The organism is Bradyrhizobium sp. USDA 4506 (genome assembly GCF_054058795.1).
On the sequence record NZ_JBSSBM010000002.1, the window covers coordinates 1,921,606 to 1,945,197 of the forward strand.

Genomic DNA, 23,592 nt, shown 5'->3' on the forward strand with positions numbered 1-23,592 from the left:
CGGCTCAGGCCGGCTGCTTGCCGAGCAGCATGTCCAGGTCGACATCGACCTGGCCCTTCGCCCTGACGTGGCGGACCTCGAAACTGTCGGGCTGGAAGCGGTATTCGACGAGACCGGTTTCCTTGATGCCGATCACCTCCTGCCGCGCGTCGGAGATGATGAAGCCGGCCGAGGGCGCCCAGATGTGTCTGACATGCTCGAACGTATAGTCGCGACGCTGGTGCACATGGCCGCTGCCGACCAGGCGCCAATCGACCTTGCCGAACATCTCGATCAGGCGGCGGCGCGCCGGTTGCGGCACGAACCGGATGGCGGTCTCGGCGCGCTCGGCATCGTAGGGCAGGTCGAGATAGAGCGGCTTGTGCAGGAACAGCGCGACCGGCCTGCCGACCGCCTTGTCGAGCGCGCCTGCGAGCCAGTCGAACTGCTCGGCCTCGCTGTCGAGGCCGGTGCTCATGATCAGTGAATTCAGCCCGATGAAGCACCAGCCGGCAGCGTCGAAATGCCAGCGGTCCTCGCCGAGCACCGAGGTGAAGGCGTCGCGCGTCTCCTCGGTCGGCAGTTGCGTCGGTGGCGCGCCCACCGCGGTCGGATTGTCGCCGATGTCGTGATTGCCCGGCAGATAGAGACAATCGACCGGCAGCGCGTTGTGCAGCTCCTTTGCGAATGCGAGGTCGTCGCGGCTGGTCGGCCCGTCGAACGAGACGTCGCCGGAGTTGAGCACGAGATCGGGACGCGTCGCGTCGATGTGCTCGCTGACGCGATGAAAGTTGTCGATCAGCGGCTTGAAGCGGCGCGCGAGATGGGTGTCGGAGATCTGTGTCAGGCGAAATTGGGGCATGCATCGCTCCTTTCGGCCGGAGCATAGGTCGGCGCGAAGTCGGAACGATGACGATTTCGCCGTCTTGTTCGATGCCTCGTTTGAAGCCCTGTTTGATGTGTTGTTTGGTTTGGCGCCTTTTGGGCGGCCGCTGATCGCCAGTTGCCGCACCGACGCCGGCGAGCCCGCCGTCACCGGGCACACCGCTTCCCGGGGCCGCGCTGTCGAGGATCAGGGTGATGATGCTGATCGGGCCAACCGTGAGGGGCTGAAACCGCCATTGGTCCTGGGAGTTGGTCACCCGGGCTCGGATCACGGTTCAACGGGTTACCGCGCACGCTTCATTGTGTTGGGCGGCGGTGGCGGCTAAGAGGGCGGCCGGGCGCCCGCGGCTGAGGGAGATTTTGATGTCGGTTCAAATGGTTCTGCTGCCGGTCTTCATCCAGATCGGGCTCACCTTCGCGCTGTTGTTCGCCATGGCGACGACGCGTACAAGGGCGCTGACGAGCGGCGAGACCAAGATCGCCGACATCGCGCTGCGCGAGCCGAACTGGCCGGCCCAGGCCACCAAGTTCGGCAACTGCTTCGCCAATCAGTTCGAGCTGCCGATCCTGTTCTATGTCCTGATCGCTATTGCGCTGCCGCTGCGCCGTGCCGATCTGTTCATCGTGCTGATGTCCTGGGTGTTCGTGGTGACGCGGTTTGCCCATGCCGGCGTATTCGTCACCTCCAACGACGTGCGGCCGCGCTCGCTCGTCTGGTTCGCCGGCGCGCTGGTGCTGGCGGCCATGTGGCTGTATTTCGCGCTCAGACTGCTGCTGCTGATCTGATGCGCCCAACCGAAAGAGATCAATGACCCCCGCTGCCCGGCTTTCCGCCGCGATCGAGCTGATCGCCACCATCGACGCACAGCGCATTCCCGCGGCGAAAGCGCTGAAGGAATGGGGCACCGCGCACCGTTATGCCGGCTCCGGCGATCGCGCCGCGATCTCCGGCCTGATCTGGGACGTGCTGCGTCGGCAATCCTCCTCGGCCTGGTTGATGGATGACGCCAGCGCCCGGTCGCGCGTGCTCGGCATGCTCAAGCTCGAACGCGGCATGGACATCGCCACGATCCAGGCGCTGTGCGACGGCGGCCGGTTCGCGCCGGATCCGCTGACCGCGACCGAGGAGGCCGCATTGGCCTCGCGCTCGCTCAGGGATGCGCCGGCGCATGTCGCGGGCGACTATCCGGACTGGCTCGATCCGCATCTGGCAAAGGTATTCGGCGACGACCGCGCGGCGGAAGCGACCGCGATGGCGAGCCGCGCGCCGCTCGATCTGCGCGTCAACACGCTGCGCGGCAAGCGCGAGAAGGTGCTGCCGCGGCTGTCGCATCTCGGCGCCAGGGAAACGCCGTGGTCGTCGCTCGGCCTGCGCATCGAGCTCGGCGCCGACGCGCGCAATCCGGGCATCCATGCCGAGGAGGATTTCATCAAGGGCGCCATCGAGGTCCAGGACGAGGGCTCGCAGCTCGCCGCGCTATTCTCGGCGGCCAAGCCGGGCGAGCAGGTGATCGACCTCTGCGCCGGCGCCGGCGGCAAGACGCTGGCGGTGGCGGCGATGATGCAGGGCAAGGGCCGGCTGATCGCGACCGACAGCGACAAGCGGCAGCTCGCGCCGATCCATGAGCGGCTGTCGCGCGCCGGCGTGCATAATTGCGATGTGCGTACGCCGCGCGGCGAGGAGGAGGTGCTGTCGGACATCAAGGCGTCCGCCGACCTCGTGCTGATCGACGCGCCGTGCACCGGCACCGGTACCTGGCGCCGCAATCCGGACGCCAAATGGCGCATGCGCCCCGGCGCGCTCGAGGTGCGGCTGAAGGACCAGGCCGAGGTGCTGGAGCGCGCCGCGCCGCTGGTGAAGGGCGGCGGCCGGATCGCCTACATCACCTGCTCGGTGCTCTCGGACGAGAACGGCGAGCAGGTCAGGGCCTTCATCGCGCGGCATCCGGAGTTTTCCGTGCAGCCGCCGGAGCAGACCGCAGCGGTGCTGTGGGACAAGGCCGAAGCCTTTGTCGAGGCTGCGCTGCAGTCAGCGGAAGGCCTGCTGATGACGCCACGCCGCACCGGCACGGATGGGTTCTTCGTCTCGGTGCTGAGGAAGGCGTAACAGCGATCGTCATTCCGGGGCGTCCGTAGGACGAACCCGGAATCCCGAGGTTCCGGGTTCAATGCTTACGCATTGCCCCGGAATGACGAAATCCACGTCATGAGTGCCCGCAATCATACGCCGCACCAACTGCCGCCGGCGTCCGGCTCACCACGATGACCCAGTACAGCAGCGCGCAGGCGCTGATCGCGGCACCCAGCACGCAGACGCCGGGCCAGCCGGCGCCGGCATAGGCCATTGTCGAACTGATCGCGCCAAAACCCGTTCCGATCGAATAGAACACCATGTATCCGCCGACCAGCCGGCTCGCCGCGTCGGGGCGTGCGGCGACGATCAGGCTCTGGTTGGTGACATGGATCGCCTGCACCGCGAAGTCGATCATCAGGATGCCGGCCACGACCAGCCATAGCGAGGTGTTGAGGCAGGCGATCGGCACCCAGCCGGCGAGCATCAAGAGCAGCGACAAGCCGGTGGTGCGCTGCCCCCAGCCACGATCGGCGAGCTGGCCGGAATTGCGCGCCGCCAGCGCGCCGGCGAGGCCCGCGATTCCGAGCATGCCGATGGTCGTGTGCGACAACGAGAGCGGGGGTGCGGCGAGCGGCAGCACGACGGAGCTCCAGAACACGCTGAAGCTCGCGAAGATCAAGAGCGCGAACACCGCGCGTTCGCGCAAGACCTGCTCCTCGACGAACAGCGCGAGCGTCGAGCGCAACAGCTTGGCGTAGGACGATCCGGCCATCGCCTGCGGCGCATGCTGCGGCAGCGCGCGTGCCAATAGCGCCGCCAGCACCAGCGTCAGCGCGGCCGAGGTGAGGTAGACCACGCGCCAACCGCCGAGATCGGCCAGCGCGCCGGCGGCAAACCGTGCCAGCAGGATGCCCGAAACCACGCCGCTGGTGACGGTGCCGATGGTGCGGCCGCGGTCGGCCGGCGCCGCCAGCGTCGCGGCGTAGGCGACCAGCACCTGGATCACGACGGCAAGCAGCCCGACCAGCACCATGCCGACCAGCAGCACCGCGGCGTTCGGCGCGGTGCCGACGATGGTGAGCGCGATCGCCGACAGCACGGTCTGGCCGACGATCAGCCTGCGGCGGTCCCAGAGGTCGCCGAGCGGCACGATCAGCATCAAGCCGAAGGCGTAGCCGACCTGGGTCAGCGTCACGACGCCGCCGATCACCGCCGGCGTAATGGAGAGATCCTGCGCCATGGTGTCGAGCAGCGGCTGCGCGAAATAGATGTTGGCGACGCTGAGGCCGCAGGCGACGGCGAACAGCAGCACGACGGCGGGCGACAGAGCGCGCGGCGTTGCGTCGCCGGTCTTGTCGTTTGTCTTGTGATGGTCCTCGGCCGGCCGGGCCTCAGCCATGGTCTGGTTCGTCATCTTGCCTCCGCTGCAATTCGCAATCTGGTCTCATCATGAGACCAGTTGCGTCGGACGCTGTCTAGTCCTATTTTAAGACCAGTTCGGAATCGTGATCGAGGGAGGCGGGAGCGCGATGAAGCGGACCGCATTTGCAAAAGCGGAATGCCCGGTGGCGCGCGCGCTGGACGCGATCGGGGACTGGTGGTCGCTGTTGATCGTGCGCGACGCGTTTGACGGCCTGCGCCGGTTCGGCGACTTCCAGAAGAATCTCGGCATCGCCAAGGGCATGCTGACGACACGGCTGCGCACGCTGATCGAGCTCGGCGTGCTCGAGCAGGTCGCGGCCTCCGACGGCAGCGCCTATCAGGAATATGTGCTGACCAGGCGGGGCCACGACCTGTTCCCGATCGTGGTCGGCTTGCGGCAATGGGGCGAGGCGCATCTCTTTGCGCGCGGCGAGCCGCATTCGGTGCTGCTCGACCAGGCCGGCCAGGCGGTCGGGCAGCTCGTGCTGCCGTCGAAGAACGGCAAGCCGCTGGGCTGGGCGGATACGAAGGTGAGGAAGGTGGCGCGGCGGCGGTGAGCGAAGGGCGAACTCTCTCCACGTCATTGCGAGGAGCGAAGCGACGAAGCAATCCATGTCTCGGCAAGCGGCGCGATGGATTGCTTCGCTACGCTCGCAATGACGGGGATTGAGCCAGGCCGTCGCCCTTCGAGACGCGCTACGCGCTCCTCCAGCGACAAAGGCGAAGCCTTTGCGCGGGGGTGACGGATGACGTGTGATCAATCCACGATGAACAGCGTCGCACCTGTCTTGGTCGACGAACGGTGCGCGGCGTCGCCGAAATCGGAGACCTGGTAGCTCATGCCGGGCATCAGCGTGAATGTGCGGCCGTCGCGCAGCTCGGTGTCGAGCTCGCCGCTGACAACAAACAGCACATGGCCGCGATCGCACCAGTGATCGGCGAGGTAGCCGGGCGAATACTCGACCATCCGCACCCGCAGCTCGCCGATGTTGAGCGTGCGCCACAACGCCTGTCCGGTCTCGCCGGGATGCACTGAAGGTTCGAGCTTGCTCCAGTCGGTGACGGTGAAGGGCAGGGACGGGATTTTCATGGGGGTGGTTCCTGACGTTCTGTGACTCTACGCGTCTGCATCTCCAAATGCCGGCGTCATCCCCGCGCAACGGCGAAGCCGTTGTCGCTGGAGGTGCGCGTCGAGCGGTGCGCCAGCAGCGCTCGGCGGGCCTCGAAGGATGGGGATGGAGCCGGGCCGTCGCCCTTCGAGACGGTCGCTTCGCGACCTCCTCAGGGTGACGGATTACTGCATGCGGCAACCTCAACCCACCAGATGGTTCGCCGAGCCTTGCCTGATCTTGCCCTGATCATCCAGCCGCAAATACTCGCAGATCTTCTTGCCGCGTTCGTTCTGGTAGAACACGACGACGCTGTCGGGCGAGACATAGAGGTCGATCAGCTCGAAATGCAGCTCGGGCAATTTCGCCAGCGCCGCGCTCCAATAGGCCCGCAGCTGCGCCTTGCCGCGCACGGTTCCCGACGCGCCGAAGCCGAGCGGCGGGATCCGGTCCGAGGTCATCTCGGCATCCTCGGCATACATCGCCAGCACCCGCTCGAGATCGCGCGCGTTCCAGGCGGCGATCCAGTCGCGGCCGAGCGCCGCAAGGCGGGGCGGCTCGTGAAAATCCGGCATTGGTTTCCTCCATGTGGCTTATGGCCAAATTAGGTCAATAATACTGACCTATACGGATTTGTCCATGCCCAAAGAAGAATGTGGGCGCCCCTTCGAGCGCGGTTGCGGGGGCGGGCGCCGTCGCGTATCTGCTTGCCATGACAGCCCAGCACACAGCCCAAGACACAGCTCAAGCGCCGTCGACGCCCTCCGTGGCCTCGGCGCATGACAAGATTCTGATTGTCGATTTCGGCAGCCAGGTGACGCAACTGATCGCCCGCCGCGTCCGCGAGATGGGCGTCTATTCCGAGATCGTGCCGTTCCAGAAGGCGGAGGCCGCCTTCAAGGAGATGAAGCCGAAGGCGGTGATCCTCTCCGGCGGTCCGGAATCGGTGCACGAGACCGGATCGCCGCGGGCGCCGCAGCTGATCTTCGAGTCGGGCGTTCCCGTGCTCGGCATCTGCTACGGCCAGATGACGCTCGCGGCCCAGCTCGGCGGCGAGGTCGAGGGCGGGCATCATCGCGAGTTCGGCCGCGCCGATGTCGAGGTGAAGACCGACAGCCAGCTGTTCGACGGCATCTGGGGCCACGGCGAAAAACACCAGGTGTGGATGAGCCATGGCGACCGCATCACAAAGATGCCGCCCGGCTTCTCCGTCGCCGGCACCTCGCCGAACGCGCCGTTCGCGATCATCCAGGACGAGACGCGCAAATATTACGGCCTGATGTTCCATCCCGAGGTGGTGCACACGCCCGACGGCGCCAAGCTCTTGCGCAACTTCGTGCGCAAGGTCGCGGGGCTGACCGGCGACTGGACCATGCGGGCGTTCCGCGAGGAGGCGATCGAGAAGATCCGCGCCCAGGTCGGCAAGGGCAAGGTGATCTGCGGCCTGTCCGGCGGCGTCGATTCTGCGGTGGCGGCGGTGCTGATCCACGAGGCGATCGGCGACCAGCTCACCTGCGTGTTCGTCGATCACGGCCTGCTGCGGCTCGACGAGGCCAAGACCGTCGTCGACCTGTTCCGCAACCACTACAACATCCCGCTGGTCCATGTGGACGCGTCGAAGGAGTTCCTGGGCGAGCTCGAGGGCGTCACCGATCCCGAGGTGAAGCGCAAGACCATCGGGCGCTTGTTCATCGACGTGTTCGAGGCGGAAGCCAAGAAGATCGGCGGCGCCGAATTTTTGGCGCAGGGCACGCTCTATCCCGACGTGATCGAGAGCGTCTCGTTCACCGGCGGCCCGTCGGTGACCATCAAGTCGCACCACAATGTCGGCGGCCTTCCGGCCCGCATGAACATGAAGCTGGTGGAGCCGCTGCGCGAATTGTTCAAGGACGAGGTGCGCGCGCTCGGCCGCGAGCTCGGCCTGCCCGAAGTGTTCGTCGGCCGCCACCCGTTCCCGGGCCCCGGCCTCGCCATCCGCTGCCCCGGCGATATCACCAGGGAAAAGCTCGACATCCTGCGCAATGCGGACGCGGTCTATATCGACCAGATCCGCAAGCACGGCCTCTACGATGCGATCTGGCAGGCCTTCGCGGTGCTGCTGCCGGTCAAGACCGTCGGCGTGATGGGCGACGGCCGCACCTACGAATACGTCGTTGGTCTGCGCGCCGTCACCTCGACCGACGGCATGACCGCCGACTTCTACCAGTTCGACATGAAGTTCCTCGCCGAGACCGCGACGCGCATCATCAACGAGGTGAAGGGCGTGAACCGCGTGGTGTACGACGTGACCAGCAAGCCGCCGGGGACGATTGAGTGGGAATAATTCGGATCCGTCCAGGACTATCCCGCTCTGTCCAATTGCACGACTTAACAGACTGATTTTACGATCTAAATCGTCATCTGCATTCGAGAACTATCGGCGCGCATAAAACCGGACAGACGGAGCGCCTGACGGTGTCGCCGTCCATTGAAACCATCGATCCCGATCAATACCGTCATACGCGATGCTGCGTCTGACGGTATTTTTCTTTGCCCAAGTGCTTGGAAAACAAAGAGATCTCCAGTCAAACGCGGCTCAAAAATGGCTGACGGTATTTGCCTGGAGGGAATGTCCTTGCTGACAGACGCTGCGCTTAAGGCGCTGAGACCAAAGGAAAAATCATACAAGGTCACCGACCGAGACGGCATGTACGTGGTTGTGTCGCCCGCCGGCACGCTGTCTTTCCGACTAGACTACCGTCTGCATGGTCGACGCGAGACTGTGGTTCTCGGAAAGTACGGCCCGACAGGCTTGTCGCTCGCACGCGCTCGCGAGAAATGCATCGATGCGAGGCGCGCGGTAGGCGAGGGGCGGTCACCCGCTATCGAGAAGCAGCGCGAGAAACGGCGTCTCCTTGAAGCCAGGAGTTTCGGTGAGCTCGGAGAGAAGTGGCTCGTCGCGGCACCCATGGCCGATAGCACCCGGGCAATGCGGCGATCGATCTTCGAACGCGAACTGCTTCCCGTTTGGCGCAAGCGCCTTTTGAATGAGATCGCACCCGGCGATCTTCGCGCTCATTGCGCTGCCATCGTGGAGCGCGGCGCTCCCGCAACCGCGATCCACGTCCGTGATATCGTGAAGCAGATCTATGGATTTGCGATCCTGCATGGCGAGAAGATCGCAAATCCAGCGGACGAGGTGGGACCTGCGTCGATCGCAAGCTTTGTCCCGAGAGACCGCTCGCTTTCACCGGCTGAAATTCGCGTCATGCTCAAACAACTGGATCATGTCGCGACATTGCCCACCATCAGGCTAGGATTGCGTCTTTATCTGCTCACGATGGTCCGCAAGAGCGAACTGCTCGATGCCACATGGGATGAAGTCGATTTCGAGAATGCGGTCTGGACGATTCCGAAGGAGCGTATGAAGCGCTCGAAGGCGCACAACGTCTATCTCTCGAGCCAGGTGCTCGATATCTTCATTGCGTTGAAGACCTGCGCAGGGAATTCAAAGTATGTCCTGCCGTCGCGCTATGACGCCGACGCTCCGATGTCGCGGGCAACGTTCAACCGGGTCACATACTCGGTCGTTGAGCAGGCAAGCAAGGAAGGGCTTCCGCTGCAGCCGTTCACGGTTCATGACCTGCGAAGGACCGCGTCCACCCTTCTGAACGAGCTCGGGTTCAACAGCGACTGGATTGAAAAGTGCCTTGCGCACGAGGACGGACGATCATCCCGGGGAGTCTACAACAAGGCCGAATACGAGGTGCAGCGTCGTCACATGATGCAAGAGTGGTCCAACATCGTTGATGCCTGGGCCGGTGGCCAGAAATACATCCCAACGCTCATTCCGCCTTCAATGCCGCTCCTGCAGCCCGACCCGGCCCTTTAACCGGCCGGGCTCGACGTTGCCTCACGTCAGGATGCGGCGCACGAGCAGGAGGAGTCGATCTGCGCGCAGCCAGCCAGGCTTCGACCTCAGCAAGGTCCCACACCACACACCGGGCCGAGAGTGCGAACCGTCTCGGAAAGTCGCCGCGCTGCTCCATCTCATAGATGGTGCTGTCGGCAAGCGGGACCATCTCGCGAAGCTGGTCTCGCCGGATGGTGCGTTTGATGCGGATGATTTCTTGACGTGCCATATTTCTAGATTCTCGATTGAGTCTGATTGTTCTCGAGCAGGTAAGAGCTTGGGTTCGCTCTCGGCAACTTCTTGGGGAGCGGATCGTGGAAAAAGAAAGGTCGGGCGGCGGTCGTACGCTTTCCAAGCTAAATCCAAAGGTTTGATCCATTCACCCGCTCCAGCGTGCTTTCGCTATCCAGAACAGTTTCTAAGTCAACTTTTTGCTCTCTCTCTCTCTCTCTCTCTCTCTCTCTCTCTCTTCTCTCGATTTTCATACAACCCGTACATTTGAGCTGGAATCCCCAGACCTTTTAGCGAGTCCTTGCGCGACGAACGACTGATTATCAGCATTAGAATCCTTCGAAAATGTCGCCAGCAGTCTTCTCTAAACGCTCGCAAAACCGGCTGCGCTTTCCTCTCGCCGACGCCCTTCGTAGCTGCACTCATCCGTCATCAGAAGGGACTATCGACATCCTGGTGATGGCCCTTCGAGAGCCAAGACTTGCCCACCAGCCATCTTCGCCTCTTATGAGAAAGACTGAGCTTCCGGCTACGTTACTCCGTGTGACCTCTCGCCACGTATTCAGATCGATCACTGATGGCGCCGACGAAAAACCGGGATGCGTATGCCACTCACCGACAAATGTGTGGGTGCGGCCACTCTCGGTCCATCGCTTCTTGGCGAGCGTCTGATGCCCGGGATCGTCTCGATCAAATCGTAGTCTTGCACGGCGATCGCGCCGCAGAGGTTCCGAACATTCCGTGATCTCGATATGGGGGCCTCTATAGCAACCAATCAGGATCCCTCCAGCCTCTGTCGCGTTCTCGGGAGCGCGCAAGTAGCTATCGATTCTCTTCGTCACCTGCTCGTGGACGACTATGAGCCGCAGGCGGGCGCGGAAGATCACTGAACCCGTGCTTGGCAAGCTGGACACTCTGAAGCTGGCGTCAGGTTCATGTCCTTGATCTGGAAGCTGCGGTCCGGATCTAGCACGCGCGTTCGGAAGCGATGTCTTGGATCGCCGCTGCTCCATGCGAGTACAAGATCCAGCGCCAAGGCCGCTGCCGACATCGATGCCGAGACCGGGAATGGAGCGTAGAGCCCATCCCCACATGCTGGATTGCGCCGTAACTCGTTATCGGCGTCCGGACGCATGACCCGGTGCCGCGGCTCGCCGGCTAGTTTGGGCTTGAGGCATTTGAAGCACCCGTATTCCGGTCCGTCGCAAAGTAAAACCTGAGCCGAGCCGCCGTTGCCGACGATCCAAGCGTGAAGCACTGCAGGAAAGTTTGGACGCTGGGACACGGCATGATGGTTCAAAGCAATCGAGAACGGTTCTTCACCCGTTGCGTCGATGATCAGGTCGCCCGACAATGACTTCAAGATCGCTGTCGCGTCCAGAGGGCGGCATTCGATTGCGAGATACGGAAGCTGTCCGCGAATGTACTCGGCACAACCGTCAGCCTTGTTCTGGCCCAAAAACGAGATTCCGAGAATATGCCGCCCGAGATTGGCCGGCGATAATCTGTCGTAATCAATCAGCTTCAGACATCCTCCCAGCGACCCGGCACCGCTTTGCGCGAGATTGTAGGCGAGAAAGCCACCGATGGTCCCGCAACCGATCAGAACTATGTTCTTTCCGGCGAGGCTCGGCAAAGCCCCAAGATTGCGCTGGTAGAGAAAGCGTTCATCGATTGGAGAACCCAGATGGCGTTCGACCGCCACATCCTCGGTGTGGTCGAGCAGGAGCTTCGGCAGAGCCGACTTCCGCGATTTCATGAATTCGGGGCGATCAAAGCGTTTGGGGATTTTGATCTCCGCGAGACAGATGGCATTGGGTGCGCAGATCGCGATCCAACGCGTCAGACCGGTTCCCAGCCCCAGCGCGGGCTCCAATTCGCTTGCTATGCCAATCCGGTCGAGAAAAGCGGCAAGGGCTCGAAGATTCCGGGGCAGGGCTCCGCCCCCATCTGCGCCCAGATCGAAATCTACCCGCACGATCCGGCAAGGTGCAGTTTCCGGAGTAGCCTTGATACCGCGGTTAGCCGCATGGAGCGCCTTGAGGGAAGGGGCGAGACCGTCCTTCGGCGCCAGCACTAGCTTGTCGTTGGCCGTCCGTGACAGCCCAACAAAGAATATCTCACCCTCGCCTCGAAAACCCTCTGGCAGATCCACCAGGATTAAAGGGCCGGCAGCCCAGTATTGGCTGAATTCGTCGACGTAGTCGACATCGGAACGGCCTCGAAGCCCATCGCCCAGAACCTTCTCCGCCAGCTTCAGACATTGCAGAACGGTCCCCGCGGGGTCATATCGATCGAGCACCATGGCATTTCTTGCGACGTAGCACACCATGTTGTCTGGCCCGAGCAAATGCGGCGTTCGCTTACCTTCCGCTTTGCCGCGCGAGAGCAGTTTGATGACCGGCGGATCGACGAAATCAAGGTCAGGCACCTCGATCGACACCTCGGCCTCCAGACCATGCCGGTCGATCCGGCCAACGTAGTATGGATGCGCGCTCTGGCTCCAATCCTTTTTGAAGCCCTCCTGTCTCAGCGCGGCATCGATTGCTCGGAGGCCCTCCTGCTCATCCACTGGTTGACCGTCCCACAGACGGCGCCGGCGAGATGATGGCCGGTGCAGCTACTACAGCCGCTGCCGCAGCCGCGTGAGCCTTGACGAGATCAGGACGGTTGGGAATTCGCTCGCCGAAAATGGCTTTCAGATGGTCCACGGCGACCTCTGGCAGGTAGCAATGGTTGATCGCGTCATCCAGCTGCTCGTGCATCGCGTTGGCAGCCTTGATGGCCTGTTGACGTTGCTCGCGGGTCCAGGATGACCCGAGAACTTCGGTGGTTTCGGCTGGATTGAGAATTTCACCGGAGAACATATCGGCAAGGCGCGAAGTCACTTCGAGGAGCGCGAGATCGTCGCGGCGAGGGACGCTCAGATGGCCAACGTCCTCGAAGGCGTAAAAGGCGCAGGCCATCAGGATGATCGATGAGACATGATCAAGCTTGTGATGATCGCGCCAGGCCTTCAAGTACCGGCATTCGCGCCGCAAGAGTTCGCCATAGAAGTCGATGGCATTGAGAAACCAGTCGTGAATCTTTCGCGGATCGGATGGCTTCCAGTTCTCCTTGCGGTGCGCGAGCAGGACCTTATCGGAATCGACCTGATCCCAACTCTCGATCCGCATCTTCCGCGAACTCATGAAGTCGATGTTGTCTTCAGAATCGGCAATCGCCATATCCATTGCGGCTTTGGTCAGCCTGCCAAACTGGTCATCCGGTATGGCGTACAAGGGGACGTCAACGTGCAGGCAATCGTCGATGATGACCCGCGCGCAGGTGTCCTTTTCCTCGAAGCCCTTCCACTTCTCGCGTTCGATCAGCACCTTCAGCGCGGCATCGACAATGGCGAAATAAAGGATCGCTGCTTCGGTGGGACCATTGCCCTTGACGAACGTCATCGGCAGATAGAGGCCGTCGTCCACGTCGATCTGCTGCGGCGGCATCCATGCCCGCCGGTTAAGCAGTTTGTAAGCCTCGCTGCCTTGGGTGAAGAAGCGCGGAATGATCTGTCTTCCGAATTGACGCTTCGTCTCGGTCGCGATCACTGCCCTGAGATGGTCGCGGATCTTTCGCTTGGCCTTCTGTAGTTTGCCCTGTTCGTCAGCCAACAGTTCGAGCTTGGCGAGGAGGTCGACGCCCCCCTGGGCGCCATGGAGCAGCTTATCGACGTTTGCCACAGTGGTACCTTTCTGTTTGCAGGTCGCTTGCCACCGACGTTCGGCGATCCGGGCGTCGGGGACGGCTTGCATCCAGCGGCACGAATCGATGGCTACCGCTATACAATAGCGCCTTTCTTGGTATCGGAGAACGAATTGGCAACAGAATCCACAAAAAAGAAGCTGTTTCAGATACTTGCTCTGAGTGGGGGTGGCTATCTGGGGCTATATACCTCCGAGATCCTTGCCCGCCTCGAGGGCATGGCCGGCAGACCCATTGGAAGCTGCTTTGATTTGATCGCCGGCACATCGGTTGGTGGCATCCTCGCAGCGGGCGCTTCGCTGGATGTGCCGGCTGCCCGGATGCGAGACCTTTTCATTGAACGAGGTCGGGACATCTTTTCGAGCCGGCCGCGGCCGAAGTTCGGCTGGATCGACGCGGGGCGATCATTGCTAGGTCCGAAATACGATGGCCGAGCGTTGCGGAGCGTTGTGTCGGAAATTATCGGCGATCAAACGACGCTGGCTGCCTGTAAGCACCGCCTCATCATCCCAGCGGTCAATATGACTAAGGGGAGTGTCCAGATGTTCAAGACGGGTCATCACCCAGACTTTACGATAGACCCCAACCGGCGACTGGTCGATGTGGTCATGGCAACCAGCGCCGCGCCGACCTATTTCCCGCTGGCCGAAGTCGACCATGCGCACTATGCCGACGGTGGGCTCGTGGCCAATGCGCCCGATCAATGCGCCCTACATGAGGCAACGCACTTTTTGAAGCAAGATGTGTGTCAGGTCTCAATCCTGAGCATTGGGACCACATCGACCGGTTTTTCGCTCAAACGTGCCCTCGGTCGCAATCTCGGCAGCGCTAAATGGATGATGCGAGGCCGGCTGTTGAGAACGATCGTTTCTTCCCAGCAGCAACTCGTTGACTACATGCTTCGCCACCAACTTGGCGACCGCTACCTGCGGATCGATACCACCCAATCGGAAGAGCAGCAGGCGGATCTGGCCTTGGATGTTGCTGATGAAAACGCTCAAGGCACGTTACTAGGTCTGGCGGAGGGTAGCTTTCAGAAGGTGGCTGCCTATCCCGGGCTTCAACAATTTCTGTCGCACGTGCCTGATCCGCCTCAATTTCCGGGCGCGCTTCAGTGAGGTAGGCAAAAGCAAACGTCGAAAGATCTCATGTGGTCTGATCAGGTGGTTCGAATCGAGCGCACAAGGGACATCCTCCGCGACGTGATGGCGCGGCGAACGTACGATTTCTCTGGCATCGGCCTCGTCGTTTGTAGTTCGCCCGAAAAATTGCCAATCGTACCTCTCTCGAAGTCCGAGCCGAATATTGAAGAGGGTGATCTTGTACGACAGCTAATTGCGATTGCTTCACGCGGCAGCGCTTACCATGATGGCTTCCATATCATCTCCCCTTCATGGCAACTGATCAGAGTTGCGCAGTATTTTTCGCCGCCAATTGCCCACGATGCCGTAATCGATCGTTCCAAGCGATTTGGCGGACGATATTTGGCTGCTCTCTTTGGGTCGTCCATTCCTGCCGTAAGCCTGTCAGGCATCGCTAGCGAGGATTTCGGGATCGCAATTTTTGAGCGGGGCCGCGAGGTCTTCTTTGAGGAAACCAAATGATCAGCGTTCTTCCCCTTGCCCGCATTATCGCAATCATCGCGGTATCCTACGCTGCTTGCATTGCTGCGATCCTTGCGATGGTCTGGCAATGGGGGGACAAGCCGACCGTTTGGTCGAGCGTCGGTGTCGCGTTCTCGGGTGCGACCACGTTGAATATCCTGTTGCTGTTCTTGATCTATGTTGGCTGGAAGCGGATTTGGGCAATGTTTCCCCAGCTCAATCGGCTTGTCTTTCCCGATCTGAACGGCGACTGGATTATGAACATTCATTGGCAGAATGCAGAACGGAGCGGCTTCGTCGTAGCAAGAGCACAGATCAAGCAGGATCTACTTCGCATCAGCATGGAGGTGTTCTCTCGCGACTCCGACTCGGAAACTCTGATTGCTCTGCCCAAAAAGGATCCGGAGTCCGGCAGGCCTATCCTTTATTATGTCTACCGCGTGATCCCGAAATACAATAAGGCCGACGCCGGTTCATCATATGAGGGATCTGCTATCCTCAAGATTTCGAACTCAGGCCCGAACCGATTAAGTGGAAACTATTTCACGAGCCGCCAGGGAGTCGGGCACTTCGATCTGAGCCGCTGAACAAGCGTTGACGTCATGCGACCCCTTCGTAGGGGGCAGGGCGAAACGGTGTAACAAGCCCCTCGTCCATGCCATTCAATTGCAGCAACCGGGCAGAGAGGTCGGGGCTCTGCGTTGAACTAATGGCCAATGTACCGTCGTGACCTGGCGGCTGGAGAATCAGGTAGCCCGTTAGCAGCTGGAGAGCTGCGAATGGACGAAGTACCTGAGTTCGATGTGCCCGTTTTCAAGAAGCTGGCCAAGAACGATACTGCGGAGGCGAAGGGAAAGCAGGGCGGACCACTGATCCCTGAAGACCTCGTCGCCTATTTTCCAAAACTGAATCGACCTGTGGGGAAGGGATCCGCGACCCTCCCAATCACGGCGATCCTCGTCAGTGGATCGAAGGAGCTGGAGACGGTTGCTGCTAGTTACAAGATGCAGACCAGAGGGAACAAGAGAACTGGCGAATATCGCATCACGCGAATCGCGCCACTCCACAGGCTGTCCGCTGAGGATGACATTCTGGTTATCGAGCGCAGTCTGGCTGACCGGAGCATGTACCGACTGACTCTTCTGAAGAAGGGCACGCCTGAATTCCTGAGTGTCGATGCCATCGCTGGTGGGCAGAGATCCGGTGCTGTAACGACCGAAGGCCTGTCTCCGGCCACGGAAACGGAATTTGAAGATGCAGAGCGCGAGCAGCGGGAACGGGAAAAGAAGAAATTCGATCTCTTTGATACGGCGGCGCCATACCAGGAATCCCGAACGCGCCGGCTGGCGAGATCAAGCACGTTCAAGAGGCTAATTTCAGATTACTATGGCGGAAGGTGCGCGCTGTGCGGGGAAGCACTGGTTACAGCGAGCGGAGCGTCGGAAACTGAAGCCGCGCATATCGTTCCTCGAGCCAGGCGCGGGCAGGACGACGCTCGCAATGGACTGGCCCTGTGCAGGTCTCACCATTGGGCCTTCGACAAGGGGATGTGGGGCGTACTCGCCTCCGGAGCGGTCTTTGTCAGGGATGACGTCGGCAAATTGACCCAGAACGCGTCTTTGGCCGCATTTGCAACGAAAGAACTTCGCAAGCCGTCGGATGGATCGAAGGTCCCGCATGAGGACGCGCTTGCCTGGCACATGAAGAATCTGGTGAACAAGAAAGCTCCTGCCAAAACGGCAAGAAAAGCAAAGAAAGCAGTCAAGTCTGCCTGATCGTTACAAGGCTGACAAACTCCTCGACGTTCATGAGCCAAGTTCTCTGTTTCTCACGATAAGTCGCGTGCAGCGAAGTTGGCAACACGAGCTGGAGGTTCTTCGCACGCATCTCGTCGGTCTGGTTCTCGGATATGCCCGGCTCGAGTGTGATAAGGTGCTTGTGCGGAATTCGTTGTGCTTCCGACAAGACCTGTCGCCACCGGTCCTTGCAGGTCGACTTCGAGCCCAGCATGGTTAGCTTCTCGGCATTGAAGTTTGTATCTTGGTACGCAGTGCGGCCAGGAAAGAGAAAGTCAGGCTTGTTGCGGAGTTCAGTCTCGACACCACGTTCGAATTTCAGCTTGCGAGCGGAGAACAGCGCTGCGACGTGATGTTCCAGCGATTTCCCGGCGCGCGATTTGCGCCGGTTCTGAACGCTGAGAGAAAACGAGATGAAGCCGTCTACGTCGGGGACCTTCTCGGTCAGGAATCCGGCTTGCAGACGGTCGGCCACGACCAGCCGCTCGAGCCGTCGGAACAGAAGCTCCTCACGTTCGATCCATGCCATTAGGACGGCGTCAGCGTTGTCACTGGCATTCACGTTTGCCAAGGAGTCCCGCGCCAACTTCGAGAAGTCGGCTGTGGCGGGAAATTTAGTGCCGAAGGGCTCTAGAATGCTGTCGAGCTTGTCCGCTTCCGGCTCCTCGGCATCGATCCCCAGCTCGTCAAGGATGTACCGAGCCGCAAAATCCAGCCGGGATGACTGGTCCTCGGGGATCTCCTTCACCTTGAACGTAAAGTCAGGCTGCTGCTCGAGGCCAAACAGATAAATGAGCTGGCTCTGGATCGTGCTGTCCTTAGGCGTAACGATGATCATCGCTGTCCCGTCGGGACGCATCGCCACGAAGAACGTGTCGCCTTCGCCCATCAACGCTGTGACGCCGTTCTCATAGTAGTAGAGACGGTATTCCGCAGACCTGTGAACCTGCTTTCTTCGGGAGTCGTACCAGCTCACAACGCCGTCTTCGGAGATCGCTTCCTGCTCGTCGCTGAGCCAAATGAACCGGGCAGGGATCTTCAGCCGGTCGTCATCGCCCAGCAGTCTGCGGATATGCCCGCCCTGGAATTCGTGCTGGCGCGAGCGCTTGGGATCTGCCTCGACCGCGCTGAGGCGTTTGACAGCGACGCCCTCGAAATAATCGGACAGAAGCCCGCGCTGCATTCTATGCCCCGGCGAGTTCAAAACGTTTTCTGCTGGACGTTAGCCATTTTGAACAACTCGCGATTGCGCGCGAAGAGTCAAGGCGCGTGCGCCCCTTTAGGGCGCATTCCCAGACAATCCCGACCCGCCAGCCGGCATCCAGCAACTTCGTGATGTTTGCCTCGTCGCGCGTGACATTGCCGCTGATCTTGGCCCGCCAGAAATCCGGGCGGGAGGATGGCCACTTGAACAAATGGCAGTTATGGCCGTGCCAGAAGCAGCCATGAACGAACAACACGGCATTCCACTTGGGGAAGACCATATCTGGCTTGCCGGGGAGTGACGCATGGATCCGAAAACGAAAGCCCTCCGCGTGAAGGCCTTTGCGCAAGAAGATCTCGGGCCTGGTATTCTTTCCCCGGATGCCAGACATCATCCGGCTGCGAACCTCCGGAGAGACGACGTCAGCCATTGGCGACGCGCAAGTCGAACGCTCGCTGCGCGTCCTGCTCGGGCTTGATGGCTTCGACGAGATGCGGCTTCACTGCCTTGGCCACGAACTCTACAACCGGCACGACGACGGCATTGCCGAACTGCCGATAGAGCTGGGTGTCGGATACGTCCTTCAGGATGAACGGCTTGCCTGGCCGATCGAAGCCCATCAGGCGTGCGCATTCGAGCGGAGTGAGACGGCGAGGGCGATTGCCTTTCTGTTCCACTAGGATCTCCGAACCATCCTTGTAATAGCGCTGCGACAGGGTGCGTGTCACTTGGTCGGGACCGAAGACACTGTAGCCGAAGCCATTGCCGGCGGCGTTGTGCTTCTTCTTGTAGTCCTGCAGGTACTTCCACAGGTGACGGGTCAGCGTGTACTTCGGGTCAACCTCGGGCTCGAGAATGCTGCCGAGCTTCGGTCCATTCTCGGCCGAAGGCAACTGAAGCGCCTTGAAATCGAATGTGGTCGGGTTTCTGAAGCCGACGATGAAGATGCGCTGCCGTTTCTGCGGCACCCACGGCTCCGAGCTGATGACACGGTGCTGAACGTGATAGCCGAGTTCCTCCTCCAGCACTTTCATGATGGTCTTGAACGTCTTGCCGCCATCATGGCGTTCGAGGTTCTTGACGTTCTCCAGCACGAATGCCGAAGGCTCATGGTGCCTGATGATCTGAGCTGTGTCGAAAAACAGAGTTCCCTGCGTCTCGTCAAGGAAGCCGTGCTTCCTTCCGAGTGCGTTTTTCTTTGACACGCCGGCGATGGAGAAGGGCTGGCATGGGAAACCCGCAAGCAGCACGTCGTGCTCCGGGATGAGATCGGGCTTTTCTGAAAACTCGCGGATGTCACCGGCGATCGGGTGATTATCGGGGAAGTTGTTGGCGTAGGTCTTCTGGCTGTTCTTGTCCCACTCGGACGTGAAAACACAGCGGCCGCCGATGCTCTCGAAGCCCTTTCTCAGGCCGCCGATGCCTGCGAACAGGTCGATGAAACGGAACCAGCCGGGAGCGTCAGCTACGCGGGCCGCGGCAGCCTGCTCCAACAGCTTCAGCTCGGCGCCTTCGAGCCTATTCTTGCCGTTCTGGTAACGGAACCCGGTGCTGCGGGAAACACCGATCAAATGAATGGCTTCATCGAAGGATAGGCCGGCCTGCTGGCGTAACGCCGTGAATCGCGTCAGTTTACCGGCCACCGTTTGTCCCCCCGAATCTGTGTCATCGAGTCTCACCGTGACACAAAGATTCCCAGCGAACAATTAAAATGTTCCTAATTTGTTCTCATGGCGCGGGTGGCGCACAGGAAAATTACCAGCGCATCGGTTGGTGACAGGAGCAGGGCCCTTAGAGGTGGAGGGCGAGAAGCCGCGCGAACATCTGCGCGGTGTCCTTGGCCCCAGGCACCGCCCTGCATGGCCAGACTATCCTCGCCATCTCCGGTCGCGTTGCTCGCACATGCGTGCCGGCCGATTGAAGGAAATGGTTCGCGCTTTCCACGGGTGAACACGTGCGGCGACCAATTGGTCGATCCGGCTTCAACTTGTAGCGCCGGAATCAGAAGCAGACCGAAATCCACAGTGCGGAGTCGATCCCGACGAAATGCCTGGGAAATGGCATCTTGCAACCGGGCGTTGAGCCAGCCTATTGTTTCCAAAAAGGAATTGCTGACCGAGCAACAGCAGGGGGAGCATTAGGATTGCCCAGGATAGGACTTGAGTTTCTTTTGAATACTGGCGGTGAGTCCGAAGGTCTCAGTGATCCCGGCGTAGAGAATTTCAGAGACAAGCCATTTACAGCTGTAGCTCGCGAAACCGGCCAGAACAGCAGGGATGCGAGACGGGACCACACCAGGCCGGTGCGTCTCACCTTCGACGTCCTTTCGATGAGCTCCGAGGATTTTCCTTCAATCGCTGCCTATCGGCAGGCCGCACGACTGTGCCTCAAGAAGGCTGACCGGCCCAAGAACGAGAAGGAGAAAGGATTCTTCGAGCAGGCGATACGTGCCCTTGAGGCCTCCCAAATCAGGGTTCTGAGAATCGCTGACTTCAACACAACGGGCGTTCGTGGTCCTTGTGAGGAAGGATATCCATTTCATGCGCTCGCCAAGTCAGACAGCGTGAGCGCCAAGGAGGATATCGGCTCCGGAGGCTCTTTTGGCATTGGCAAGAATGCTGCCCTCGCTGTCTCTGACATCCAGACTGCATTTATCTCGACGCGCTATCGCGACGACCAGGGCTCCGATTGCGTGCTTTGCATGGGAAAGACGCTCTTCATTTCTCATACTGATGCGGAAGGGAAGGCACGGAGGCGCAAGGGGTACTGGGGCAAGCTGGACGGATATCTGCCACTGGACAACCAGGCCGAGATCCCGGCGTGGATGCTTCGCGACCTTCAGGGTACGTCGATCTTCTCGGCCTGCGTGCGCGACGACGATGCTGACTGGCAATACGAAATGGCCGCAGCCATCATCATCAACTTCTTCGGCGCTATCGAGCGTCAGGAGATGGAATTCGAGATCGATAACGGCACTATCAAGATCAACAGGAATACACTGCAATCCCTCTTCCAAAATCCGAAGGTGATCGAAGCCGTCAGGCTGACGAACGCGGGCGTGGCCTTCGAGACTGCTAGGACCTTGCATGGATGTTTGATCGACGAAAAGACCACCCTGACGATGCTGGACGTTCAGGGCCTCGGCAAGGTGCAGATGCGTGTGCTCCTCAGGGACGGGCTCGGCTATACGATCGGAATTATCCGCAATGGCATGTATATCACGGACAATCTTGCCAAGTTCAACGAGCCCTTCAAGCGCTTTCCTCTGCACCGCGAATTCGCCGTTGTTATCGAGCCGGACGGCATAACTGAAAGTGAGTGGTTCAAACGCCTGGAGAATCCGGCCCACGACGACCTTTCAGCAGACCGGATCACTGATCCTCAACTCCGGGCGCAGGGAAAGCGGGCCTTTGAACGGCTGGCTAAACAGATACGCCAGCGCATCCGGGAGTTAGCGAAGTCCGAGCCGACCAGCAGCATGGAGCTCGACGAGCTGAACGATTTCTTTGCGTCGGACGCGGCCCGTGAATGGGACGATGCCGGCCCTGAAACCGACCCGCGCGTACTAAAGCCGACGGTGATCCAGAAATCGCCGCCAAAGCCCCGCCGGGCCGCAAGTCCCGTGAGCGAGGATGACGATCCGCCGATTCCAGGTCCAGGCCCGTTGCCTCCAGAGCCGGCCCCAGAGCCTGGCTCCGAGCCGGGTCCTGATTCTGACTCCGGTCCGAAGCCGCCCCGACCGCAGCCGCAAGCGAGGAGCATTGAGCTGCAAGGCGAGCGTAACCTGTTGCTTGACGGTACTTCAGGCAAGAAGCGCAGGCTTTTTTTCACGTCACCCGTTACAGGCTCGGTGAACCTGTCGGTGGAGGCGACAGGTCTCAGTAATCCGGACCAGCTCGTAGTGGCAGCGGTTTCCGGTGGCACCCTGAACGGTGGAAAAATCGAGGTTGCCTGCAAGCGTGGTGATCGGGTTGCGCTTGATATCGAGTTTGATAGTTCATACGCAGGCCCTATCGAGACGTCAGCCGTGGTAGTGCCTCTTGCGGACGGAGCGCCTTCATGAAGCTGAACGAGAGCATGAGGTATCCTCATCCCGTCCTGAGCGATTTCTCATCCGATTATGTCACCGGTGAATTCAAATGCTCCTTCGTTCAACAAATGACCGGAGAGGGTGAGCTTAAGCTTACTGCGGAGCTGAGCCTTGATTCCACGGACCTGCGGAGGCTGATCGAGAACCAGCAGGCTGCGACCGGTTACTTCGTCGTTTGCCGTCGTACCTACTTCAATGTTCTTCAGCCGGCTCCGCTGGGACGCAGTGAAAAGCATTTTGACGGGTCAAGGCTGTTTGGCGCCGTCACTTTGCGACCGGCAGTATGGACGCTGACCCCTGTACATCACTTCAGCAGCCCGCTTATTCACAAGGAATTCGGCGCGTCGGTCAATCTTCCAAAGGGAGCGGTTATCGCCCTTGGGCCTGAATTCCGTTTCTCGATCGACAAGAAAAAATTCAAGCCATTTGAAAGCATCTTCGAGCTGGCGGTGGGTGAGGGGATCGAGCCCGGAATGGTTCAGGTCGATCCGTTGCGTGACCGGATCACGATCCTTGCCGAACCAAAGACGCACAAGGACCTAGCGGACATGCGAAATATGCCGGCCGGCCGAAGCATACTGCTGAGCTCGGTCTATTTGCCAGCGGTCATGGACGTCCTTGCGCTGCTGCAGAGCGGTGACACGGCTGCAACGGGCATGAACTGGTATCGGGTGTTCAAGGCGAAGTGCGATGATCTGGGCATCAACCCCGCTGACCGCAATGGCTCCCCGCTCATGATTGCCCAGAAGCTCTTGAGGGCACCTCTCAGGAAGTCCATAGCCGTAGTGGGGACTATGTAGATGGTCGCCCAGCTCAAATACCTTTCTGACGCGGCCCTCGCACAGTTAAAGGGTGCCGTAATTTCCAATGTTGCGCGATACAAGGCAGACGGCTTTCTGGAATTTGCAGATGACCCCGGCTGGAATATCGGTCTGGGCGTTGAGTACGACGAAGTTATGCTGGGGACGCTGGACCACAGCACGCCACGAACTGTTGCCGCAATAGATCTCGCAAATTCCCGCATTGTCGGGAAAGCGCTGGCAAACCTGTCACCTACGCTCGCTAACGAGCAACGAATCTGGGTACGGCTGTCGCACATCGAGGCATTTGACTATGCGCGTGAACGCTGGATAGGGCAGGCCGGGGACGAGGCTGTTCCGAAGCTAGTCGAGGACCACTTCTTCGCATCCGGGCAAACGAAGATTCGCGATGACCACGCACTCTCGCGGCTGTGGTGGAATTACCAGATCGCTCGCACCTGTAATCCCGATGATCCGGATGAAGCCCTGTCTCTCATCCTGAAGACCGCAGACATTCGCAGCAATTTTGTCGAGCGGATCTGGATGACGAGCCGCCGTAATATCGCTTCCGCAGTTCTCGGCCTGATGAAATCAGAGCCGTGGGTTACCGACGCAGAGAAGAATTTCAGAATATTCATGAAATCACTGAACAGGCTCGGCGGCGGAATTGTTTTCGAGGTGCTCGATACGGATGAGATCAATCTCTTCCTGAAGGATTGCCTTTCCCACGCTCGCACGCTGGCCTGACTGCGAGTC

24 protein-coding genes are annotated in these 23,592 nt (G+C 60.3%); 13 read left to right on the forward strand and 11 right to left on the reverse strand.

Annotation, left to right across the window (positions count from 1 at the left end; genetic code table 11):
• Window positions 1–4: 4 nt before the first annotated feature.
• Window positions 5–841: a metallophosphoesterase family protein gene (locus tag ACVIHF_RS11150; RefSeq protein WP_456792054.1), complete on the reverse strand. Its 837-nt coding sequence runs from the start codon at window positions 839–841 to the stop codon at window positions 5–7.
• Window positions 842–905: 64 nt separating this feature from the next.
• Here ACVIHF_RS11150 and ACVIHF_RS11155 point away from each other — a divergent pair, with 64 nt between their 5' ends.
• From ACVIHF_RS11155 to ACVIHF_RS11165, 3 genes are read left to right on the forward strand one after another with little or no spacing between them, the layout of a single operon-like run.
• Window positions 906–1,190 (forward strand): hypothetical protein, encoded by a 285-nt coding sequence (locus ACVIHF_RS11155; RefSeq protein WP_253609088.1) that lies wholly within the window; start codon window positions 906–908, stop codon window positions 1,188–1,190.
• Window positions 1,191–1,227: 37 nt separating this feature from the next.
• Window positions 1,228–1,650, forward strand: coding sequence for an MAPEG family protein (locus ACVIHF_RS11160; protein ID WP_168855672.1), 423 nt, complete (start codon window positions 1,228–1,230; stop codon window positions 1,648–1,650).
• A 22-nt stretch (window positions 1,651–1,672) separates the two neighbouring features.
• Window positions 1,673–2,971 carry an RsmB/NOP family class I SAM-dependent RNA methyltransferase gene (locus ACVIHF_RS11165; RefSeq protein ID WP_253609086.1) on the forward strand — a complete coding sequence of 433 codons (1,299 nt, stop codon included), beginning with the start codon at window positions 1,673–1,675 and terminating at the stop codon, window positions 2,969–2,971.
• Window positions 2,972–3,068: 97 nt separating this feature from the next.
• Here ACVIHF_RS11165 and ACVIHF_RS11170 read toward each other — a convergent pair whose 3' ends face one another.
• Entirely contained in the window at window positions 3,069–4,352 is a 1,284-nt protein-coding gene (locus tag ACVIHF_RS11170; protein ID WP_456792055.1) for an MFS transporter, read from the reverse strand.
• Window positions 4,353–4,467: 115 nt separating this feature from the next.
• Here ACVIHF_RS11170 and ACVIHF_RS11175 point away from each other — a divergent pair, with 115 nt between their 5' ends.
• A complete protein-coding gene (locus ACVIHF_RS11175; protein WP_456780829.1) occupies window positions 4,468–4,917 on the forward strand; it encodes a winged helix-turn-helix transcriptional regulator in 450 nt (149 codons plus the stop codon).
• A gap of 200 nt (window positions 4,918–5,117) precedes the next feature.
• Here ACVIHF_RS11175 and ACVIHF_RS11180 read toward each other — a convergent pair whose 3' ends face one another.
• Window positions 5,118–5,450 carry a DHCW motif cupin fold protein gene (locus ACVIHF_RS11180; RefSeq protein ID WP_456780828.1) on the reverse strand — a complete coding sequence of 111 codons (333 nt, stop codon included), beginning with the start codon at window positions 5,448–5,450 and terminating at the stop codon, window positions 5,118–5,120.
• 222 nt (window positions 5,451–5,672) lie between these two features.
• Window positions 5,673–6,044, reverse strand: coding sequence for a nuclear transport factor 2 family protein (locus ACVIHF_RS11185; protein ID WP_456780827.1), 372 nt, complete (start codon window positions 6,042–6,044; stop codon window positions 5,673–5,675).
• A gap of 137 nt (window positions 6,045–6,181) precedes the next feature.
• On the opposite strand from ACVIHF_RS11185, the gene guaA reads away from it, so the two are divergent.
• Entirely contained in the window at window positions 6,182–7,792 is a 1,611-nt protein-coding gene (guaA, locus tag ACVIHF_RS11190) for a glutamine-hydrolyzing GMP synthase (protein ID WP_456792056.1), read from the forward strand.
• Between the two features lie 291 nt (window positions 7,793–8,083).
• Window positions 8,084–9,340, forward strand: coding sequence for a tyrosine-type recombinase/integrase (locus ACVIHF_RS11195; protein WP_456794081.1), 1,257 nt, complete (start codon window positions 8,084–8,086; stop codon window positions 9,338–9,340).
• Here ACVIHF_RS11195 and ACVIHF_RS11200 read toward each other — a convergent pair.
• The 4 genes from ACVIHF_RS11200 to ACVIHF_RS11215 all read right to left on the reverse strand — a co-directional run bounded on the left by ACVIHF_RS11200 (window position 9,294) and on the right by ACVIHF_RS11215 (window position 13,320).
• Window positions 9,294–9,590 carry a helix-turn-helix transcriptional regulator gene (locus tag ACVIHF_RS11200; protein WP_456792057.1) on the reverse strand — a complete coding sequence of 99 codons (297 nt, stop codon included), beginning with the start codon at window positions 9,588–9,590 and terminating at the stop codon, window positions 9,294–9,296. The two genes, ACVIHF_RS11195 and ACVIHF_RS11200, sit on opposite strands and share 47 nt — an antisense overlap.
• Before the next feature lie 424 nt (window positions 9,591–10,014).
• Window positions 10,015–10,506 (reverse strand): Mov34/MPN/PAD-1 family protein, encoded by a 492-nt coding sequence (locus ACVIHF_RS11205; protein WP_456792058.1) that lies wholly within the window; start codon window positions 10,504–10,506, stop codon window positions 10,015–10,017.
• Window positions 10,476–12,164: a ThiF family adenylyltransferase gene (locus ACVIHF_RS11210; RefSeq protein ID WP_456792059.1), complete on the reverse strand. Its 1,689-nt coding sequence runs from the start codon at window positions 12,162–12,164 to the stop codon at window positions 10,476–10,478. The genes ACVIHF_RS11205 and ACVIHF_RS11210 overlap by 31 nt, the downstream gene beginning before the upstream one ends.
• Entirely contained in the window at window positions 12,157–13,320 is a 1,164-nt protein-coding gene (locus tag ACVIHF_RS11215) for a CBASS cGAMP synthase (RefSeq protein ID WP_456792060.1), read from the reverse strand. The genes ACVIHF_RS11210 and ACVIHF_RS11215 overlap by 8 nt, the downstream gene beginning before the upstream one ends.
• Between ACVIHF_RS11215 and ACVIHF_RS11220 the strand changes: the two genes are divergently transcribed.
• The 4 genes from ACVIHF_RS11220 to ACVIHF_RS11235 all read left to right on the forward strand — a co-directional run bounded on the left by ACVIHF_RS11220 (window position 13,294) and on the right by ACVIHF_RS11235 (window position 16,721).
• Window positions 13,294–14,460 carry a CBASS cGAMP-activated phospholipase gene (locus tag ACVIHF_RS11220; RefSeq protein ID WP_456792061.1) on the forward strand — a complete coding sequence of 389 codons (1,167 nt, stop codon included), beginning with the start codon at window positions 13,294–13,296 and terminating at the stop codon, window positions 14,458–14,460. The genes ACVIHF_RS11215 and ACVIHF_RS11220 overlap by 27 nt on opposite strands.
• A gap of 30 nt (window positions 14,461–14,490) precedes the next feature.
• Window positions 14,491–14,946, forward strand: a complete 456-nt coding sequence (locus ACVIHF_RS11225) for a hypothetical protein (protein ID WP_456792062.1) — start codon at window positions 14,491–14,493, stop codon at window positions 14,944–14,946.
• Window positions 14,943–15,533: a Cap15 family cyclic dinucleotide receptor domain-containing protein gene (locus ACVIHF_RS11230; RefSeq protein WP_456792063.1), complete on the forward strand. Its 591-nt coding sequence runs from the start codon at window positions 14,943–14,945 to the stop codon at window positions 15,531–15,533. The genes ACVIHF_RS11225 and ACVIHF_RS11230 overlap by 4 nt, the downstream gene beginning before the upstream one ends.
• A gap of 192 nt (window positions 15,534–15,725) precedes the next feature.
• The gene (locus ACVIHF_RS11235; protein WP_456792064.1) at window positions 15,726–16,721 is read left to right on the forward strand and encodes an HNH endonuclease; all 996 of its coding nucleotides are present in this window, start codon (window positions 15,726–15,728) and stop codon (window positions 16,719–16,721) included.
• Here ACVIHF_RS11235 and ACVIHF_RS11240 read toward each other — a convergent pair.
• From ACVIHF_RS11240 to dcm, 3 genes are read right to left on the reverse strand one after another with little or no spacing between them, the layout of a single operon-like run.
• Window positions 16,708–17,925 carry a type II restriction endonuclease gene (locus ACVIHF_RS11240; protein WP_456792065.1) on the reverse strand — a complete coding sequence of 406 codons (1,218 nt, stop codon included), beginning with the start codon at window positions 17,923–17,925 and terminating at the stop codon, window positions 16,708–16,710. The two genes, ACVIHF_RS11235 and ACVIHF_RS11240, sit on opposite strands and share 14 nt — an antisense overlap.
• A gap of 1 nt (window position 17,926) precedes the next feature.
• Complete coding sequence (locus ACVIHF_RS11245; protein ID WP_456792067.1) at window positions 17,927–18,376, reverse strand: very short patch repair endonuclease; 450 nt, start codon at window positions 18,374–18,376, stop codon at window positions 17,927–17,929.
• Window positions 18,369–19,589, reverse strand: a complete 1,221-nt coding sequence (gene dcm / locus ACVIHF_RS11250) for a DNA (cytosine-5-)-methyltransferase (protein WP_456792068.1) — start codon at window positions 19,587–19,589, stop codon at window positions 18,369–18,371. Before dcm ends, ACVIHF_RS11245 begins: the two co-directional genes overlap by 8 nt.
• A gap of 500 nt (window positions 19,590–20,089) precedes the next feature.
• Here dcm and ACVIHF_RS11255 point away from each other — a divergent pair, with 500 nt between their 5' ends.
• The 3 genes from ACVIHF_RS11255 to ACVIHF_RS11265 are packed head-to-tail and all read left to right on the forward strand — an operon-like array spanning window position 20,090 to window position 23,583.
• Window positions 20,090–22,009: a hypothetical protein gene (locus ACVIHF_RS11255; RefSeq protein WP_456792069.1), complete on the forward strand. Its 1,920-nt coding sequence runs from the start codon at window positions 20,090–20,092 to the stop codon at window positions 22,007–22,009.
• Window positions 22,006–22,836, forward strand: coding sequence for a hypothetical protein (locus ACVIHF_RS11260; RefSeq protein ID WP_038966900.1), 831 nt, complete (start codon window positions 22,006–22,008; stop codon window positions 22,834–22,836). The genes ACVIHF_RS11255 and ACVIHF_RS11260 overlap by 4 nt, the downstream gene beginning before the upstream one ends.
• Window positions 22,837–23,583 carry a DUF6339 family protein gene (locus ACVIHF_RS11265; RefSeq protein ID WP_456792070.1) on the forward strand — a complete coding sequence of 249 codons (747 nt, stop codon included), beginning with the start codon at window positions 22,837–22,839 and terminating at the stop codon, window positions 23,581–23,583. It abuts the gene before it with no gap.
• The last annotated feature ends 9 nt before the right edge of the window (window positions 23,584–23,592 follow it).